The 18548-nt window shown below is 68.8% G+C and carries 14 protein-coding genes; 6 read left to right on the top strand and 8 right to left on the bottom strand.

The window, feature by feature from the left end; genetic code table 11:
- Positions 1-3 precede the first annotated feature (3 nt).
- Genes PIQ37_RS05330 through PIQ37_RS05315 form a run of 4 tightly spaced genes read left to right on the top strand, consistent with a single transcriptional unit; the run spans position 4 to position 5141 of the window.
- Complete coding sequence (locus PIQ37_RS05330) at positions 4-870, top strand: CheR family methyltransferase (RefSeq protein ID WP_017917563.1); 867 nt, start codon at positions 4-6, stop codon at positions 868-870.
- Complete coding sequence (gene cheD / locus PIQ37_RS05325; RefSeq protein ID WP_017908723.1) at positions 867-1469, top strand: chemoreceptor glutamine deamidase CheD; 603 nt, start codon at positions 867-869, stop codon at positions 1467-1469. The genes PIQ37_RS05330 and cheD overlap by 4 nt, the downstream gene beginning before the upstream one ends.
- Positions 1466-2539 (top strand): protein-glutamate methylesterase/protein-glutamine glutaminase, encoded by a 1074-nt coding sequence (locus tag PIQ37_RS05320; protein ID WP_026143996.1) that lies wholly within the window; start codon positions 1466-1468, stop codon positions 2537-2539. The genes cheD and PIQ37_RS05320 overlap by 4 nt, the downstream gene beginning before the upstream one ends.
- 4 nt (positions 2540-2543) lie before the next feature.
- Positions 2544-5141, top strand: a complete 2598-nt coding sequence (locus tag PIQ37_RS05315; RefSeq protein WP_342072667.1) for a sensor domain-containing protein — start codon at positions 2544-2546, stop codon at positions 5139-5141.
- Positions 5142-5273: 132 nt separating this feature from the next.
- Here the strand turns inward: PIQ37_RS05315 and acnB are convergent, their stop codons facing one another.
- The 8 genes from acnB to PIQ37_RS05275 form a co-directional block, all read right to left on the bottom strand.
- On the bottom strand, positions 5274-7865 hold the full coding sequence (acnB, locus tag PIQ37_RS05310) for a bifunctional aconitate hydratase 2/2-methylisocitrate dehydratase (protein WP_342072666.1): 2592 nt from the start codon (positions 7863-7865) through the stop codon (positions 5274-5276).
- A gap of 52 nt (positions 7866-7917) precedes the next feature.
- On the bottom strand, positions 7918-8325 hold the full coding sequence (locus tag PIQ37_RS05305) for a type II toxin-antitoxin system VapC family toxin (protein ID WP_342072665.1): 408 nt from the start codon (positions 8323-8325) through the stop codon (positions 7918-7920).
- Complete coding sequence (locus PIQ37_RS05300) at positions 8322-8585, bottom strand: AbrB/MazE/SpoVT family DNA-binding domain-containing protein (RefSeq protein WP_010343322.1); 264 nt, start codon at positions 8583-8585, stop codon at positions 8322-8324. Before PIQ37_RS05300 ends, PIQ37_RS05305 begins: the two co-directional genes overlap by 4 nt.
- A 218-nt stretch (positions 8586-8803) precedes the next feature.
- Positions 8804-10231 (bottom strand): OprO/OprP family phosphate-selective porin, encoded by a 1428-nt coding sequence (locus tag PIQ37_RS05295; protein ID WP_342072664.1) that lies wholly within the window; start codon positions 10229-10231, stop codon positions 8804-8806.
- Positions 10232-10347: 116 nt separating this feature from the next.
- Entirely contained in the window at positions 10348-11124 is a 777-nt protein-coding gene (locus PIQ37_RS05290) for an ABC transporter permease (protein ID WP_342072663.1), read from the bottom strand.
- On the bottom strand, positions 11108-11941 hold the full coding sequence (locus PIQ37_RS05285; RefSeq protein WP_342072662.1) for an ABC transporter ATP-binding protein: 834 nt from the start codon (positions 11939-11941) through the stop codon (positions 11108-11110). Before PIQ37_RS05285 ends, PIQ37_RS05290 begins: the two co-directional genes overlap by 17 nt.
- Positions 11942-11952: 11 nt before the next feature.
- Positions 11953-13005: an ABC transporter substrate-binding protein gene (locus PIQ37_RS05280; protein WP_342072661.1), complete on the bottom strand. Its 1053-nt coding sequence runs from the start codon at positions 13003-13005 to the stop codon at positions 11953-11955.
- 83 nt (positions 13006-13088) lie between these two features.
- A complete protein-coding gene (locus tag PIQ37_RS05275; RefSeq protein ID WP_342072660.1) occupies positions 13089-14195 on the bottom strand; it encodes a 4-oxalomesaconate tautomerase in 1107 nt (368 codons plus the stop codon).
- A gap of 103 nt (positions 14196-14298) precedes the next feature.
- On the opposite strand from PIQ37_RS05275, the gene PIQ37_RS05270 reads away from it, so the two are divergent.
- Together PIQ37_RS05270 and acnA are read left to right on the top strand one after the other, a co-directional pair.
- Positions 14299-15201 carry a LysR family transcriptional regulator gene (locus PIQ37_RS05270; protein ID WP_254458099.1) on the top strand — a complete coding sequence of 301 codons (903 nt, stop codon included), beginning with the start codon at positions 14299-14301 and terminating at the stop codon, positions 15199-15201.
- A gap of 169 nt (positions 15202-15370) precedes the next feature.
- Positions 15371-18130 (top strand): aconitate hydratase AcnA, encoded by a 2760-nt coding sequence (acnA, locus tag PIQ37_RS05265; RefSeq protein WP_342072659.1) that lies wholly within the window; start codon positions 15371-15373, stop codon positions 18128-18130.
- Positions 18131-18548: the final 418 nt, after the last annotated feature.

Genomic DNA, 18548 nt, shown 5'->3' with positions numbered 1-18548 from the left:
ATCATGGCCATCCAGACTCCCGCTTCGCCCTCCTCCGGTTCCGACAATCGCGACTTCGACTTCAGCGACCGCGATTTCAAGCGGGTCTGCGACCTGATCTACCAGAAGGCCGGCATCGCCCTGGCCCCGGCCAAGCGCGACATGGTCTACGGCCGGCTGTCGCGGCGGCTGCGCGTGCTGGGCCTGCGCTCGTTCCGCGACTACCTGGACTGGCTGGAGCGCGACGGCGGCGACGAATGGGAGGCGTTCACCAATGCGCTGACCACCAACCTGACCTCGTTCTTCCGCGAGCCGCACCATTTCGAGCGGCTGCGCGAAGAGTTGCAGAAGCACTCCGGCGCGGCACCGCTGAAGATCTGGTCCTGCGCCTCGTCCACCGGCGAAGAGCCCTACTCGCTGGCGATCACCGCCTGCGAGGCGTTCGGCACGCTGACCCCGCCGGTGCGGATCCTGGCCACCGACGTCGACACCCAGGTGCTGGCCACCGCCTCGCGCGGCGTGTACGCGCTGGAACGCGTCGCCAGCCTCGATCCCGCCCTCAAGCGCAAGTATTTCCAGCGCGGCAGCGGCGCCAACGAAGGCCAGTGCCGGGTGCTGCCGGCGCTGCGCGACCTGCTCGAATTCCGCCAGCTCAACCTGCTGGAACCGCGCTACGACGTCGCCGGCCCGTACCTGGCGCTGTTCTGCCGCAACGTGATGATCTATTTCGACAAGCCCACCCAGCGCGGCATCCTGTCGCGGCTGATTCCGCACCTGGACGACGACGGCATGCTCTACACCGGCCATTCGGAAAACTATCTGCATGCGGCCGACCTGATCCAGCCCTGCGGCCGTACGCTGTATCGCCGGGCGCAGAAGGATCGCGCATGAGCGCCGCGGCCATGGCCCTGGACCAGGTGATGCGCTATCACGACACGCGCTTCCAGACGATGGCGGCCAAGCTGTTGCCGACCCAGTACCTGGTGGTGGACGACGACACCGCGCTGACCACCATCCTGGGCTCGTGCGTGGCCGCCTGCATCCGCGACCCGCTGCTGAAGATCGGCGGCATGAACCACTTCATGCTGCCCGACGGCCAGAGCGGCGACGGCGCGCCTGCCCGCTACGGCAGCTATGCGATGGAAGTGCTGATCAACGACCTGCTCAAGCGCGGCGCCGCCCGCAACCGCCTGGAAGCCAAGGTGTTCGGCGGCGGCAACGTGCTCAAGGGCTTCACCAACAATCCGGTCGGCACGCGCAACGCCGACTTCGTGCTGAACTACCTCAAGGCCGAACATATCCCGGTGGTGGCCGAGGATCTGCGCGGCATCCATCCGCGCAAGATCTGGTTCTTCCCCGCTACCGGCCGCGTGGTCGTGCAGCGCCTGCCGCACGCGCACGAGGAAGCCGAAATCGCCGCGGCCGAGTCGGCGGTGCGCGCCCGTCTCGCCAAAGCCCCCGTCACCGGTGCCGTGGAGTTGTTCGAATGAGCCTGGAAGCCCCTTGCCGCGTGCTGATCGTCGACGACTCGGCGGTCGTGCGACAGATCCTTACCGAAATCCTGTCGGGCGCGCCCGGCGTGGAAGTGGTCGGCTCGGCCGCCGACCCGCTGCTGGCGCGCGAGAAGATCAAGCGCCTGAATCCGGACGTGATCACCCTGGACGTGGAAATGCCGCGCATGGACGGGCTGGCGTTCCTGGAAAACCTGATGCGGCTGCGGCCCACGCCGGTGGTGATGATCTCCTCGCTGACCGAGCGCGGCGCCGACACCACCCTGCAGGCGCTGTCGCTGGGCGCGGTCGACTTCGTCTCCAAGCCCAAGCTCGACGTGGCCCGCGGGCTGGAGGAGTACGCCGAAGAGATCATCGCCAAGGTCAAGAATGCGTCCAAGGCCAAGGTCCGCGCCCTGGACCGGCCGGCCGCGCCGAAACCGGCCGGCGCCACCGCCACGCCCGCCGCAGTGTCCTCGCTGAAGTTCCGCACCACCGACCGGCTGATCGCCATCGGCGCCTCCGCCGGCGGCACCGAAGCGCTGCGCGTGGTGCTGGAAGGCATGCCGGCCGACGCGCCTGCGGTGGTCATGACCCAGCACCTGCCGGCCGGCTTCAGCACCGCCTTCGCCGACCGCCTCAACCGGCACTCGGCGATGGCCGTGCGCGAAGCGACCGAAGGCGAAGCGATCCTGCCCGGCCATGCCTACCTGCCGCCCGGCGGCAAACACCTGCAGGTGATCCGCGACGGTGCGCGCTGGCGCTGCAAGATCGACGACGGCCCGCCGGTCAACCGGCACAAGCCGGCGGTGGACGTGCTGTTCCAGTCGGTGGCACGCAATGCCGGCGCCAACGCCATCGGCGCGATCCTCACCGGCATGGGCGACGACGGCGCGCGCGGCCTGCTGGAAATGCTGCAGGCCGGGGCCAGCACCCTGGTCCAGGACGAGGCCACCAGCGTGGTCTGGGGCATGCCCGGCACCGCCTTCCGCCTGGGCGCGGCACAGGAGGTCTTGCCGCTGGACAAGATCGCCGAGCGACTGATCGCCTTGTCCGTGCAGGCGCGCTGACACCATGCCGGGCCGCCGCGTCACAACGTCGAGCGTGCCCAGCGACGTCAGCGTGGAGGCGGCGCGGGTGGCATCGGCGCGTTCCGAACTGGACCTGCTGCTCTGCCTGCAATACGCACCGGAAGGCGTGCTGATCGTCGATCCGCAGGCGCGTGTGGTTGCCTTCAACCACACCGCCGAGGCGCTGTGGAACCGTCCCCGCGCGCAGGTGCTGGGGCGTCCGCTCGGCGAGTTGGCCGATGCCGACGTGCGCGAAGACTTCCTCGCGCAGTGTCTGCGCGACGGCGGCAGCGGCAACTACGAGCTGCTGTTGCACGACTACGATGGCGCAGCACGCTGGCTGGCGGTGAGCGCGGCGCGGGCACCGCAGCACTACAGCCAATTGCAGGTGCTGTTCGTGCGCGACATCAGCGCAGAGCGCGCCCGCGACGCCAGGATGCGGCTGCTGTCGCTGGCGTTGGACTCCAGCGACAACGCCATCGTCGTCTGCGATCCGGAATTGAACACCCTCTATGTCAACGCCGGCTTCAGCCAGGTGTTCGGCTACACCGAAAACGAAGTGCTGGGACACCTGCCCAGCAGCGTATTGAGCGGCCCCGGCACCGACCTGCAGACCGTGCAGCAGACCCGCGAGCGCGTGCGCGCCGGTTTCGGCCACCAGGTCGACATCCTGGCCTATCGCAAGGATGGCACGCCGCTGTGGGCCACCCTGGTGGCCACCCCCATCGCCAGCGAGGACGGCAGCCAACAGCACTACATCCTCTCGTTCACCGACATCACCCAGAGCAAGATGCACGAGGTGCTGCACAAGAACGTGCTGGATGCGCTGGTCCGCGAACAGCCGCTGGTCGAGGTCGCCACGCTGATCTGCAAGGAGGTCGAGCGCATCGCGCCGGAACTGATGGCCGCCATCGTGAGTGTCGACGGCAACGGCTGCCTGCAGCCGCTGGCGGCGCCGAGCATGCCGGCGCGGTTCGGCGAGACCATGAGCAACATGCGCGCCGGACCGCGTGCCGGCGCCCTCGCCACCTCGATCTGGCGCGGCAAGCAGGTGCTCGTGCTCGACCCGCGCACCGACCCGCTGTTCGCCGACTACATGGGGCTGGTGCAGCATGTGGAGTTGGGCACCTGCGTGGCCACCCCGATCAAGTCCAGCAGCGGTCGTGTCCTCGGCAGCTTCGCGCTGTGCTACCGGCAGGTGCGCGAGCCGCTGGCCTGGCACCTGCGCCTGATCGAGCTCTGCGTGCATCTGTGCGCCTTGGCGCTGGAACGCGAGCAGACCAGGGCACGCGTGCACCAGCTCGCCTTCTACGACTCGCTCACCGGCCTGCCCAACCGGGTGATGTTCAGCGCCCGCGCCGAGCAGGCGCTGGCCGCCGCCGAGCATCAGGGCGCACCGGTGGCGATCCTGTTCGTGGACCTCGACCGCTTCAAGCGCGTCAACGAGACCCAGGGCCACGCCTCCGGCGACGGCCTGTTGCGCGACATCGCCCGGCGCATCGGCGACACCCTGGGCCTGACCGATCTGGTCGGTCGCCAGGCCGGCGACGAGTTCGTGCTGATGCTGCCGAACTGCAGCGTCGAGCAGGCCGCCGGCGTCGCCGAACGCCTGCTGCTGGCGCTGGCCGAACCGCTGGTGGTCGGCCAGGTGACCCTGCACCCCAGCGCCAGCATCGGCGTGGCCATGTTCCCCGACGACGGCCGCGACATCGAGACCTTGCTGCGCCATGCCGACCTGGCCATGTTCCGGGCCAAGCGCGAGGGCGGCGACAGCGTGTGCTACTTCAGTTCCGACATGAACCGCATGGCGCAGGAACGCGTGGCGATGGAGACCGCGCTGCGCGACGCCCTGCATCGCGACAAACTGCAACTGCACTATCAGCCGCAACTGGACAGCCAGGCGCCGCACGCGCTGTACGGCGTGGAGGCGCTGCTGCGCTGGGAACATCCCAATCTCGGCGCGATCTCGCCGGCGCGGTTCGTGCCGATGGCCGAAGAATGCGGGCTGATCGACGAACTCGGGCAGTGGGTCTTGCGCGAAGCCTGCCGGCAGATGGCCGACTGGCGTCTGCGCGGCATCGCGGTGCCGCGCGTGGCGGTGAACCTGTCGGCGAACAACTTCGCCGACCCCGAGTTGCCCACGCGGGTGGAAGGCCTGCTCGCCGCGTCCGGCCTGCAACCGGCCGACCTGGCACTGGAAATGACCGAAAGCGTCATGCTCTCCAACACCAGCGCAGTGCTGGCCAACCTGCGCCAGTTGCAGGCCAGCGGCGTGCTGCTGTCGCTGGACGACTTCGGCACCGGCTATTCCAGCCTCAGCCATCTGCACCAGTTGCCGGTCAACGAGCTCAAGCTGGACATGAGCTTCGTCAGCGACCTGGAGCACTGCCAGACCTCGCGGGCGCTGACCACCTCGGTGCTGCGGATCGGCGAGACCCTGGGCATGCACACGGTCGCCGAGGGCGTGGAAACCGAAGCGCAACGCGCGTTCCTGGCGCGGCTGGGCTGCCGCGTGCTGCAGGGCTTCCTGTTCGCGCCGGCGCTGCCGGCGGCGGCGCTGGAACACTGGCTGCAAGGGCGAGCGCCCGCGCCGCCGGCCTAGCGTAGGCAGGCGGCGAACCCAGCGTCGTACGCAGCGCAGGCACCACCAACGAAAAAGCCCGGCAGTGCCGGGCTTCTTCGTTGCGACCGTGCCGCATCGGCGGCACGTCGCGTCAGCGCATCGCCGGGGCGATCAGGCGGCGACCGTGGCGGCCACGTCCTGGTAGTCCTGGATCTGATCGAAGTTCATGTAGCGATAGATCTGCTCGCCACTGGTCTTGATCACGCCCACGTCGGCCATGTACTCGTCCTTGGTCGGGATCCGGCCCAGGCGCGAGCAGATCGCCGCCAGCTCCGCCGAGCCCAGGTACACGTTGGTGTTGCGGCCCAGGCGGTTGGGGAAGTTGCGGGTGGAGGTCGAGAACACCGTGGCGCCCTCGCGCGCCTGCGCCTGGTTGCCCATGCACAGCGAGCAGCCCGGCATTTCCATGCGCGCGCCGGCGGCGCCGAAGGTGCCGTAGTGGCCTTCCTTGGTCAGCTCCGAGGCGTCCATCTTGGTCGGCGGCGCGACCCACAGGCGAGTCGGGATGTCGCGCTTGCCTTCCAGCAGCTTGGCCGCGGCACGGAAGTGGCCGATGTTGGTCATGCACGAGCCGATGAACACTTCGTCGATCGCCGCACCGGCGACGTCGGACAGGGTCTTCACGTCGTCCGGGTCGTTCGGGCAGGCCACGATCGGCTCGTGGATGTCGGCCAGGTCGATCTCGATCACCGCCGCGTACTCGGCGTCGGCATCGGGCTCGAGCAGCTGCGGGTCGGCCAGCCACTCCTCCATCTTCTTGATCCGCCGCGCCAGCGAACGCGCGTCGGCATAGCCTTCGGCGATCATCCACTTCAGCAGGGTGATGTTGCTGGTCAGGTACTCGACGATCGGTTCCTTGTTCAGGCGCACCGTGCAGCCGGCGGCCGACCGCTCGGCGGAGGCGTCGGACAGTTCGAACGCCTGCTCCACCTTCAGCTCCGGCAGGCCTTCGATCTCCAGGATGCGGCCGGAGAAGATGTTCTTCTTGCCCTGCTTGGCCACGGTCAGCAGGCCCTGCTTGATCGCGTACAGCGGGATCGCGTTGACCAGATCGCGCAGGGTCACGCCCGGCTGCATCTGCCCCTTGAAGCGCACCAGCACGCTCTCGGGCATGTCCAGTGGCATGACGCCGGTGGCGGCGGCGAAGGCGACCAGGCCGGAACCGGCCGGGAACGAGATGCCGATCGGGAAGCGGGTGTGCGAGTCGCCGCCGGTGCCGACGGTGTCGGGCAGCAGCATGCGGTTGAGCCAGCTGTGGATCACGCCGTCGCCCGGACGCAGCGACACGCCGCCGCGGGTGGAGATGAACTCCGGCAGGGTGTGGTGGGTCTTGACGTCCACCGGCTTCGGGTACGCCGCGGTGTGGCAGAACGACTGCATCACCAGGTCGGCGGAGAAGCCCAGGCAGGCCAGGTCCTTCAGCTCGTCGCGGGTCATCGGGCCGGTGGTGTCCTGCGAGCCCACCGAGGTCATCTTCGGTTCGCAGTAGGTGCCCGGGCGCATGCCCTGGCCTTCCGGCAGGCCGCAGGCGCGGCCGACCATCTTCTGCGCCAGCGAGAAGCCCTTGCCGGTGTCCGGCGGGTCCATCGGCAGGCGGAACAGGTTGGAGGCCGGCAGGCCCAGGAACTCGCGCGCCTTGGCGGTGAGGCCACGACCGACGATCAGCGGGATGCGGCCGCCGGCACGCACTTCGTCGAACAGCACGTCCGACTTCATCGCGAACTCGGCGATCACCTGCCCGTTCTTCAGCGCCTTGCCCTCGTACGGACGCAGTTCGACCACGTCGCCGTGCTCCATCTGCGACACGTCCAGCTCGATCGGCAGCGCGCCGGCGTCTTCCATGGTGTTGTAGAAGATCGGCGCGATCTTCGAGCCCAGGCACACGCCGCCGAAGCGCTTGTTGGGGATGTACGGGATGTCCTCGCCGGTCCACCACAGCACCGAGTTGGTCGCCGACTTGCGCGAGGAACCGGTACCGACCACGTCGCCGACGTAGGCGACCAGGTGGCCCTTGGCCTTGAGGTCGGCGATGGCCTGGATCGGACCGCGCTTGCCGTCTTCTTCCGGCTCGAACGGCGCGCCGTCGCGCTTGTTCTTCAGCATCGCCAGCGCGTGCAGCGGGATGTCCGGGCGGGTGGTGGCGTCCGGCGCCGGCGACAGGTCGTCGGTGTTGGTCTCGCCCGGCACCTTGAACACGGTGATGGTCAGACTCTGCGGCACTTCCGGCTTGCTGGTGAACCACTCGGCCTCGGCCCAGCTCTGCAGCACCGCCTTGGCGTGCGCATTGCCGGCCTCGGCCTTTTCCTGCACATCGTGGAAGGCGTCGAAGATCAGCAGGGTGTGCTTGAGGCCCTCGGCGGCGACCGCACCCAGCTCGGCGTTGTCCAGCAGCTCGATCAGCGGATGGATGTTGTAGCCGCCGAGCATGGTGCCCAGCAGCTCGGTGGCACGGGTGGGCGAGATCAGCGGGGTCTTCTCGCTGCCGAAGGCGACCGCGGCCAGGTACGAGGCCTTGACCTTGGCAGCGTCGTCGACGCCGGCCGGCACGCGGTGGCTCAGCAGTTCGACCAGGAACTGCTCCTCGCCGGCCGGCGGGTTCTTCAGCAGTTCGATGACCTGCGCGGTCTGCTGCGCGCTCAGCGGCAGCGGCGGGATTCCGAGCGCGGCGCGCTCTGCAACGTGGTGGCGATAGGCTTCCAACATGCGGGTTCTCCGGAAAAATACGGTGGGGATGTGCGGTAGCGGCAGCGCGGCGTCAGCCGGCAGGCTTGGGGACGATGATCTTCAGGCCTTTGAAGTAATCGCGGAAAAAACGGTCGTCGTGGGTGATCAGGCCATCGCATTGCAGCAGCGCATGCGCACCGATCAGGAAATCGGCCACCACCCGCTCGCGCCTTCCGCCACGGGCGCGGAAGCGGCGCTGCATCTCGCCGGCGCGCAAGGCCGACTTGGCCTCCAGCGCGCTGAAGCGGATGCTCATGTCCTCCAGCACCGACAAGGCCTCGGCGCCGTCGCGCAGCGCGCTGCAGACTTCGGCCAGGACGATGTCGCAGACCACCACCGGGCCGGTGCTCAGGCACTGGCGCAGGCAGGCTTCGGTGGCATCGGCCTGTGGGCCGTCGGCCAGCAGGTCCACCAGCACGGACGAGTCGATGGCGATCATGCGCCGGCGTCGGGCTCGGGTTCGAACGGATCGCCCGGGGCGCGGCCGCGGATGGCGCGCATCGCCTCGTCGGTGCTGGCGAAGCCGTCGAGCTTGAAGCGGCCGCGGGCACGCGAGATGGCATCGTCCACGCTCTTGCGCAGGATGATCCGGCCGCCGTCCAGTTCCACCTTCAGGATGGTGCCCTTGCTCAGGCCCAGCGCATCGCGCACTGCCTTCGGCAGGGTGATCTGACCGCGTTCGGCGACAGTGGCTTCCATCGGCGTATGCCCGTTCGGTATGCACGGATTATACATACTTCGACCGTCATACCGCCAGCGGCGGACGCCTGGCCGCGCACGCCGCACAGCGCGCAGTCAGGGGGGCGCCATTCGCTCAGGCAAGAACTGACGCCACCAAACGGCTTGGACCGCACGCAGCTTGTGGACGCACGAGGGACCGTGCGCACGCGTGGGTCGCCCGCTCCCCGCTCAGCCGCTCAGAACGCCACCTGCAGGCGGGTATTGAAGGTGGTGCCCTGGTCCCTGCCCTGCACCGCGCCGCTGCGGTTGTCGGTCTGCCAGCGGATCACGTCGAGCATCAGCCGGCTGACGTCGTTGAGGTACCAATTGGTTCCGAGCGTCCAGGCCTGGCCACGGCCGCCGCTCGGCAACTCGGCGTAGTCCACGTCTTCGTAGCGCAGCTTCAGCTCCCAGGCGCCCGCGCCACCGGCGGTGACCGGATCGGCGACCTTGACCCGGCCCCAGGTTCCGGTCTTGCTGGCGTACGCCGGCCGCGCGCCGGCCAGGAACCAGCCGGCCGACACGGCCCAGGCCTGGTGATCGAGATCGTAGCCGCCGGCCGCGTCGCGCCCGCGCAGGTTGCGCGTCCCCCATTCGCCGCTGGCCCAGGCCGGACCGAAGACCCCGGCCAGCTCCGCACCGTAGGCATCGCTGCGCTGCGCGCCCAGCAGCGTGCCCGGGGCGATCCGGACCTGATCGTTGAAGTGCCCGGCGATCGCCGAGCTGCGCAGCACGCCGCTGGCGCCCGCGGCGATCTCCTCGTGAAAGGCCCAGGCGCCCAGGTGCACGGTCGCGGCCTTGCCGGCCAGCGGATTCCAGTGCGCGCGCGCCGCCCAGGTCAGGCTATCGTTGTCGTCGCCGGCGTTGTTGAGGTCGTTGCCCGCCACCGACAGGCTGGCGTGCCAGTCGCGTCCGTAGACGCGCTCGGTCAGGCCAACGCCGAACAGGCCGCGCTGCGGCAGGATCAGCGTGCCGACCACGTTGCGGTCCTGGAACGGGGTGTTGGAGGTGCTGCTGGCGCCGTCGATGCCGCGATCGTTCAGGCGATTGCCCACGCTCAGCTCGGCCGGCAGGCCGAACAGGCGATGGTCGACGCTGGCGTACACCGATTTCCAGGCGACGGCGTTGTCGGCAAAGTCGCCCTCCACCACCCAGCCGAGCGCGCCGTAGCGGCCTTCGGCGCCCAGTCGCACCGAGCGGATCTCGGTGCCGGACAGGTTGCGCTGGCTGGCGGCGGAACCCTCGGTGCTGGACGCATCGACGAACAGGCGGCCGCGCGGACGGAACACGATATTGCCATCGGCGCTGGCGAACTCCGGCGCGCCCTTCGACCACGACACCTTCGGCGCCTTGGACTGCGCCGATTCGAGCGCGGCGACGCGCCCTTCCAGTGCCGGCGCAGAGGGAGCCGGAGTCGACGCCGCCGGCGCGGCCGGGGCCTGCAGCGCGTCGAGCCGCGCCTGCAATTGCTGGATCTGCTGCGCCTGTTGCCGCACCAGTGCGGTCAGTTCGGCCTGGCTCAGTGTTGTGGGTGCGGTGGAAACGGTCTGCGCGGCGACGTCGCCCAGCAGCAGGCCGAGCGCGAGCGTCAGCGCTGCGCGGGGCAGCACGGGATGTGGATGCATGCGGGGTCTCTCCGGCCAGCCGGGCGCCTGGCCCAGCGCTGGCCCGTTGCGATGGTGCGAAGAAGGAAGCGGTCCTCAGCGCGCCGCCGGCCGGACCGGCGGCGTGCCTGCGCCGGTCAGCTGGCCGCCTGGTTCTGCGCGTTCGGGCGCCAGGTGATCAGGCGGTTCTCGATCACGTCCAGCAGTGCATCGATGAGCAGCACGAAGGCGGCCAGGATGATGATGCCGGCGAACACGCCCACCGCATTGAAGTTGCCCTCGGCCTGCGCGATCAGGTAGCCCAGGCCGGCGGAGGCGCCCAGATATTCGCCGATGATCGCGCCGACCACGGCAAAGCCCACCGAGGTCCGCAACGACGACAGGATCCAGCTTGCCGCGGCCGGGAAGTACACATGGCGCAGCAGGTCGCGACGGTTGGCGCCGAGGATGCGTGCATTCGCCAGCACCACCGGATTGACCTCGCGCACGCCCTGCATGGCGTTGAAGAACGTGGTGAAGAACACCAGGGTCACCGCCAGCGCCACCTTCGACCACAGGCCCAGGCCCAGCCACAGCACGAAGATCGGCGCCAGCACCACGCGCGGGATCGCATTGAAGCCCTTGATGAAGGGATCCAGGATCCGCGCCGAGCGCCGGCTCAGGCCCAGCCACACACCGCCGGCCACGCCCAGGGCGGTGCCGATGACGTAGCCGAGCGCGGTCTCGGTCAGGGTGATGTAGACGTGCTGGTAGAAACCCGTATCGGACAACCAGGCCCAGGCCTGCTGCACGATCGCGGTCGGCGCCGGGAAGAAGAAGGGGTCGATCAGGCCCAGGGCGATGCCGCCCTCCCAGCCGCCGAACACGGCCACGACCAACGCGAGCTGGATGAGTTTGTCAGTCTTGGCGTGCATAGCTCTTCTCCACTTCGCCGCGCAGGCAGGCCCAGATGTCGCGGTACAGGTCGGTAAAATGCGTGTCGAGCTTGATCTCGGCGACGTTGCGCGGACGCGGCAGGTCCACGTCGAAACTGCGCACCACGCGGCTGGCGGGGCCGGACGACAGCACCACCACGCGATCGCCCAGCGCGATCGCCTCTTCCAGGTCGTGGGTGATCAGGATCACCGAGCGGCGCTGCTCCTGCCACAGTCGCAGCAGTTCGTTCTGCATCAGGTGGCGGGTATGGATGTCCAGCGCCGAGAACGGCTCGTCCATCAGGATGACCTTCGGCTCCACGATCAGCGCCTGCGCCATCTGCACGCGCTTGCGCTGGCCGCCGGAGAGCTGGTGCGGATAGCGATGCTCGAACCCGGCCAGGCCGACCTTGGCCAGCCAGGCGTTGGCGCGCTGCTTGCGCTCGGCCTCGGCCACGCCGCGGAAGCGCAGGCCCAGTTCCACGTTCTGGAAGGCGGTCTTCCACGGCAGCAACGCATCCTGCTGGAACAGGTAGCCGACCGCTTCCTGCACGCCGGCGACCGGGCGCCCGTCGATGACCACCTGGCCGGCGGACGGCGACAGCAGGCCGGCCACCGAGTTGAGGATGGTGCTCTTGCCGCAGCCGGTGGGGCCGACGATGGCGAGGAACTCGCCATCGGCGACCTGGATGTCCACGTCGCGCACGGCGGTGAAATCGCCGAAGGACATGGTGACGTTGTTGATCGCGACCATCGTCTGCGCCGGATCGAGGTGCGGCGCGCCGTTGAGGCGCTGCACGGTAGCGTTGCGTGCCATGGTTCCTCCGCTCACGGTTGGGCCGCCTTCCCCGCACCGCTGGCGCGGTCGACGAAGGCGTTGGTGTAGGTCTTGGACAGATCGATGTCCGCGCGCGCCACGTCCTGGTTGAACTCGCGCAGCACGGTCAACGGCGTTTCCAGGTCGGCGGCGACGAAGCGCCCGTCGCGGGTGAAGATGGCACGCGCGTTCTCCACCGCCCGCGCATAGGTGGCGCGGTCGCCGGAGACGTAGGCGTCCGGCAAGGCCGCGACGATCTCCTCGGCGGAGTGGTCGGCGATGAAGCGCAGCGCCATCTGCTCGGCGCGCACGATCTTCTCCGCATCCTGCGGCCGCTGCTCCAGGAAGCTGCGGTTGGCGTACATCACCGAGGTCGGGTACAGCCCGCCGTAGACCTGGCGCGCGCCGGCATCGCTGCGCGCGTCGATCAGGATCCTGCCGATCTTGCGCTCGCTGATCAGGGTCGCCGCCGGGTCGTAGTTGACCAGCAGGTCGATCTTGCCCTGCTCCAGCGCCGCCACTGCGGCCGCACCGGAGCCGACGCCGATCAGCGACACGGCGCTCTCGGCGATGCCGTTGCGCGAGAGGTAATGGCGCACGAAGAAGTCGGACGAGGAGCCCGGCGCGGTGATGCCGACCTTCAGGCCCTTGATGGTCTGCGGCTTGGCCGGATCGAAGGCGGTGTCGTTGCGCCCGGCCAGCACCAGCCCGGAATTGCGCGAGAGCAGCACGAAGGCGACCACGTCCTTGCGCTTGGACTGCATCTGGATGGTGTGATCGTAGAAGCCCACCGCCACGTCGGTGGAATTGGCCACCAGCGCCTGCAGCACCTTGGAGCCGCCCTGGGCGAAGTTCTCGGTCTTGACCTTGACCCCGACCTGGTCGAAGTAGCCGTTGGCGTCGGCGATGAAGAACGGCAGGTTGTTGAGATTGTAGGACCCGACGCTGATGCGCACGGGCGTGGCGTCGGCGGTCGCCGCATCGCCACCGCCCTTGCCGCAGGCGGTGAGGAGCAGCAGGCCGGCCGCGGCGAGCGCCGCGGTGAAGAACGTTCTGGACAACATCGATCCCTCCCAGGATTGAAGCGTGTGCGTTGGCGGTCGCGGAGGCCTGCGTGCATGCAGGCGCCCGGCCGGTTCAGGTCATGTCATGCCGCGGAGATCCATTGGCGGGCCTCGGTGGACAGGGGCGACGTCGCGAAGACCCGCCCCTCGAACAGCCGGCGGGCGGTGCGCACCACGCTGGCGACGATCGGCGCATCGGCCGCGGTGCGGCTCAATCCCACCTCCAGGGCGCCGCTCGGATGTTCCAGGACGATGTGGCGCGGCAGCGCCGCATCGCCGACGAAGGCGTTGGCCAGGGTGCCCGGCGTAGCCGCCGCGGTAGCGATGCCGACCGCGCCGGTGATGGCCAACGCGGTGTGGCACTGCTGCGGCATGAAATAGCGCACCTGCAGGTCGCCACCGTGCTGCGGGGCCGACAGCAACACCGGCTTGGGAATCACCTTGCTGCCGGCATCGGCGATGCCCATGCGCGCGCCGGCCTCGATCCGCAGCGCCTCCAGCCGCGCCAGCAGCGCGGCATCGGCGTTCAACTCGGCAGGCGAGGCATCGCCGCGCACGCCGAGATCGGCGGCGCGCAGCAACATCATCGGCATGGCGCAATCCACCAGACTCGTCGCGACGCCGTCGATGGTGTCCTGCGCCTGCCCGCTCGGCAACAGCTTGCCGGTGCGCGCGCCGGCCGCGTCCAGGAACGAGAGCCAGATCGGCGCCGCCGCGCCGGGCGCCCCGGCGATGCGCGTGTCGCCACGGTACACCACCCGGCCATGCGGGGTTTCCACCGTGGCCACGATCAGCTTGCCGGTGTTGACGTTGTGGATGCGCACCTGGGTGCGCGGATGCTGCGCCTGCACCAGGCCGCGCTCGATCGCGTACGGCGCCACCGCCGCCAGCATGTTGCCGCAGTTGGGCGAGGTGTCCACCACCTGCTGCTCGACCCGCACCTGCGCGAACAGATAGTCCACGTCGGCGTCGGCGCGGCTGGAGCGGTCGACGATGGCGACCTTGCTGGTCAGCGCGTTGCCGCCGCCGATGCCGTCGATCTGCAGCGGATGACCGGCGCCCATCACCTCCAGCAGCAGGCGGTCGCGCCGGGCCGGATCGGCCGGCAGGTCCGGCGCGAAGAAGAACGGCCCCTTGGAGGTGCCGCCGCGCATGAGCACGCAGGGAATGCCGAGCAGATCGTTGGACATGGTGTAGATTGATGCGCCATGAAGATGAATATCTTCGTCTGATTCGATACTGGCATGACCCCATTGATCTGTGAATTGCTAATTTTTCGATGATTGATTACCCATGAGCATCAATTGCGAAATCCTCGACCTGCGGGCCTTCCTGCTGGTGGCCGAGACGCGCAGCTTCCATCGCGCGGCCGAGGCGCTGCACATGTCGCAACCGGCATTGAGCCGGCGCATCCAGAAACTCGAGCAGGCCGTGGGATCGCCGCTGCTGGAGCGGACCACCCGCAGCGTCGCCACCACCGCGATCGGCGAGAACCTGCTGCCGCTGGTGCGGCGCATGATCGAGGAGTTCGACGGCTCGCTGTTCTCGGTGCGCGGCCATGACGATGCGCGCGGCGCCACCGTCACCATCGCCTGCCTGCCGACCGCCGCGTTTTACTTCCTGCCCAGCGTGATGGCGCGCTTCCGCGAGGCGCATCCACACGTGCGCTTCCGCATCCTCGACATTCCCGCCACCGAGGGCCTGCAGGCGGTGGAACGCGGCGAGGTCGAGTTCGGCATCAACTTCATGGGCGCCAACGATCCCAACCTGGATTTCGACGTGCTTGCCGAAGATCCCTTCGTGCTGGCCTGCCGCCGCGACCATCCGTTGGCCAAGAAACGCCGGATCGAATGGGCCGATCTCGCCCAGCACCAGTTGATCACCGTGCACCGCACCAGCGGCAATCGCACCCTGCTCGACGGCGCGCTGGCCCGCGAAAACCTGAAGCTGAGCTGGCACTACGAAGTGACCCACCTGTCTACCTCGCTGGGCATGGTCGAGGCCGGCATCGGCGTGTCGGTGTTGCCGAAAATGGCCACGCCCGACGGCGAGCACCCGATCCTGGTGACCCGGCCGATCGGCAATCCGGTGGTCTCGCGCACCATCGGCATCGTGCGCCGGCGCAGCGCGCTGCTCTCGCCCAGCGCCGAACGTTTCCTGCAGATGCTGATGAGCCAATGGCGCGGCAAACCGTGACACGGGCGCTACATCTGAACGTGTAAGCTTCCGCCCGACGCCTTGGGCCGCCGCGCCTTCCGGCCGCGCCGCCACGCGACGCAGCGCCGGCGACGCAACGGTCCGGCACACGCAAGCAGGCTCGCGACGCGGGCCAGTGCAAGCCACCCGCAATCAGGAGTTCCCCCGCATGAACGACTCGTTCTCCACCCGCAGCCAGCTGCACGTCGGCGGCAAGACCTACGGTTATTTCAGCCTGCCCAAGCTCGGCCAGCGCTTCGACATCTCGCGCCTGCCCTACTCGCTGAAGATCCTGCTGGAGAATCTGCTGCGCCACGAAGATGGCGGCGCGACCGTCGGCAAGGAGCACATCGAAGCGGTGGCGCAATGGCAGCCGACCGCCGAACCGGACACCGAGATCGCGTTCATGCCGGCGCGCGTGGTGCTGCAGGACTTCACCGGCGTGCCCTGCGTGGTCGACCTGGCGGCGATGCGCGATGCGGTGGTCAAGCTCGGCGGGCGCCCGGAACAGATCAACCCGCTGATCCCCTCGGAACTGGTGATCGACCATTCGGTGCAGGTGGACGTGTTCGGCAAACCCGACGCGCTGGACCTCAACGGCAAGATCGAATTCCAGCGCAACAAGGAGCGCTACGGCTTCCTGCGCTGGGGCCAGAAGGCCTTCGACAACTTCAAGGTGGTGCCGCCGAACACCGGCATCGTGCACCAGGTCAACCTCGAGCACCTGGCGCGGGTGGTGATGACTGGCGAGCGCGACGGCGAGGCGCTGGCCTATCCGGATACTGTGTTCGGCACCGACAGCCACACCACCATGATCAACGGCATCGGCGTGCTCGGCTGGGGCGTGGGCGGCATCGAGGCGGAAGCGGCGATGCTCGGCCAGCCTTCGTCGATGCTGATCCCGCAGGTGGTGGGCTTCAAGCTCACCGGCAAGCTGCCCGAAGGGGCCACCGCCACCGACCTGGTGCTGACGGTGACGCAGATGCTGCGCAAGCACGGCGTGGTCGGCAAGTTCGTCGAGTTCTTCGGCGACGGCCTGCAGCACCTGCCGCTGGCCGACCGCGCCACCATCGGCAACATGGCGCCGGAGTACGGCGCCACCTGCGGCATCTTCCCGATCGACGCCGAATCGCTGACCTACCTGCGCCTGTCCGGCCGCAGCGAAGAGCAGATCGCGCTAGTCGAGGCCTACGCCAAGGCGCAGGGCCTGTGGCACGACGCCGACAGCGCGCATGCCAGCTACAGCGCGACGCTGGAACTGGACATGGGCGACGTCAAGCCGTCGCTGGCAGGCCCCAAGCGCCCGCAGGACCGGGTGCTGCTGGAAGACATGCAGCGCAACTTCCGCGACAGCCTGGTGCCGTTCGCCGACGCGCGCGCCAAGCGCCGCAGCGACGCCACGCAGGAAGACCGGCTCAAGAACGAAGGCGGCGGCGGCACCGCGGTCGGCGCCCAGGCGGCGCACGCGCAGGACGCCGAGGCCAGCGGCGCCGGCTGGCGCCTGCGCGACGGCGCGGTGGTGATCGCGGCGATCACCTCCTGCACCAACACCTCCAACCCGGCGGTCATGCTCGGCGCCGGCCTGCTCGCGCGCAACGCCGTGGCCAAGGGCCTGAAGGCGCAGCCCTGGGTCAAGACCTCGCTCGGGCCGGGCTCGCTGGTGGTCACCGACTACCTGAAGAAGGCCGGGGTGATGGGCGACCTGGAACAACTCGGTTTCTACGTGGTCGGCTACGGCTGCACCACCTGCATCGGCAACTCCGGCCCGCTGCCGGAGGACGTGTCCGCGGCGATCGCGCAGGACGACCTGGTGGTGGCCTCGGTGCTGTCGGGCAACCGCAACTTCGAAGGCCGCGTGCATCCGGAAGTGAAGATGAACTACCTGGCGTCGCCGCCGCTGGTGGTCGCCTACGCCATCGCCGGCACCACCGACATCGACCTGACCCGCGAGCCGCTGGGCACCGGCAGCGACGGCCAGCCGGTGTACCTGCGCGACATCTGGCCGAGCAACAAGGAGATCGGCGACACCATCGCCGCCACGGTCGGCCCGGAAATGTTCAAGCAGAACTACGCCGACGTGTTCAAGGGCGACAGCCGTTGGAACACCATCGCCTCGCCCGACGGCGAGCTGTACGCCTGGGACGGCGCCTCCACCTACATCAAGAACCCGCCCTACTTCGACGGCATGACCATGCAGGTCGGCCGCATCGAGGACGTGCATGGCGCGCGCGTGCTGGGCCTGTTCGGCGATTCGATCACCACCGACCACATCTCCCCGGCCGGCAACATCAAGAAGGACTCGCCGGCGGGCCGCTTCCTGCAGGAACGCGGCGTGCAACCGGCCGACTTCAACAGCTACGGCAGCCGCCGCGGCAACGACGACGTCATGGTCCGCGGCACCTTCGCCAACATCCGCATCAAGAACCTGATGTTCGGCGGCGAGGAAGGCGGCAACACCCTGTACCACCCGCCCGGTGGCGGCCAGCCGGAAAAGCTGGCGATCTACGACGCGGCGATGAAGTACAAGGCCGACGGCGTGCCGCTGGTGGTGATCGGCGGCAAGGAATACGGCACCGGCTCCTCGCGCGACTGGGCGGCCAAGGGCACCAACCTGCTCGGGGTCAAGGCGGTGATCGCCGAAAGCTTCGAACGCATCCACCGCTCCAACCTGGTCGGCATGGGCGTGCTGCCGCTGCAGTTCCTCGATGGCCAGAACGCGCACAGCCTGGGCCTGGACGGCTCGGAAGTGTTCGAGATCACCGGCCTGCAGGACGGCGCCAGCAAGCGCGCCAAGGTCGTCGCCACCAAGGCCGACGGCAGTGCGCAGTCCTTCGAGGTGGCAGTGATGCTGCTGACCCCGAAGGAAGTGGAGTACTTCCGCCACGGCGGCCTGCTGCAGTACGTGCTGCGGCAGTTGGCCGCGCGCTGATCGACCCGGCGGTTTCCAACAGCGGAAGCCCGGCCCCCGCGCCAGCGCGGGGGCGCTGCGCCCGCACGCGAACCAATGGTTCGCAAGCGTGCCGGCTCGCCCACCACGGCGGCCTGCTGCAGTACGTGCTGCGGCAATTGGCTGCGCGCTGATACCTGCACGGGTTTCCGGCGCCAGTCCCCGCCCCCAGCGCCTAGCGCGCGGGGGCGCTTCGCAAACGCGCGAACCACTGATTCGTAAGCGCGCCGCTCTGCGGGCACGGTGGCCTGCGGCAGTACGCACCGCATCCGTTGGCCGCACACCAATCCACCTTCGGCTTCCAACGACGAAGAAACGGTCCAAGCGCGGACACCTTGCATCTAGCAACGCCGACGGCGAAGTGACCATGTTCCAATGATGATCAGCGACCTAACAGCCG

Origin of the sequence: Xanthomonas protegens, assembly GCF_038442435.1 — a bacterium.
GTDB classification, from domain to species: Bacteria; Pseudomonadota; Gammaproteobacteria; order Xanthomonadales; family Xanthomonadaceae; genus Xanthomonas_A; species Xanthomonas_A sontii.
Note: the sequence above shows the minus strand (reverse complement) of the source record. Positions and strands in the feature narration are given on the sequence as shown.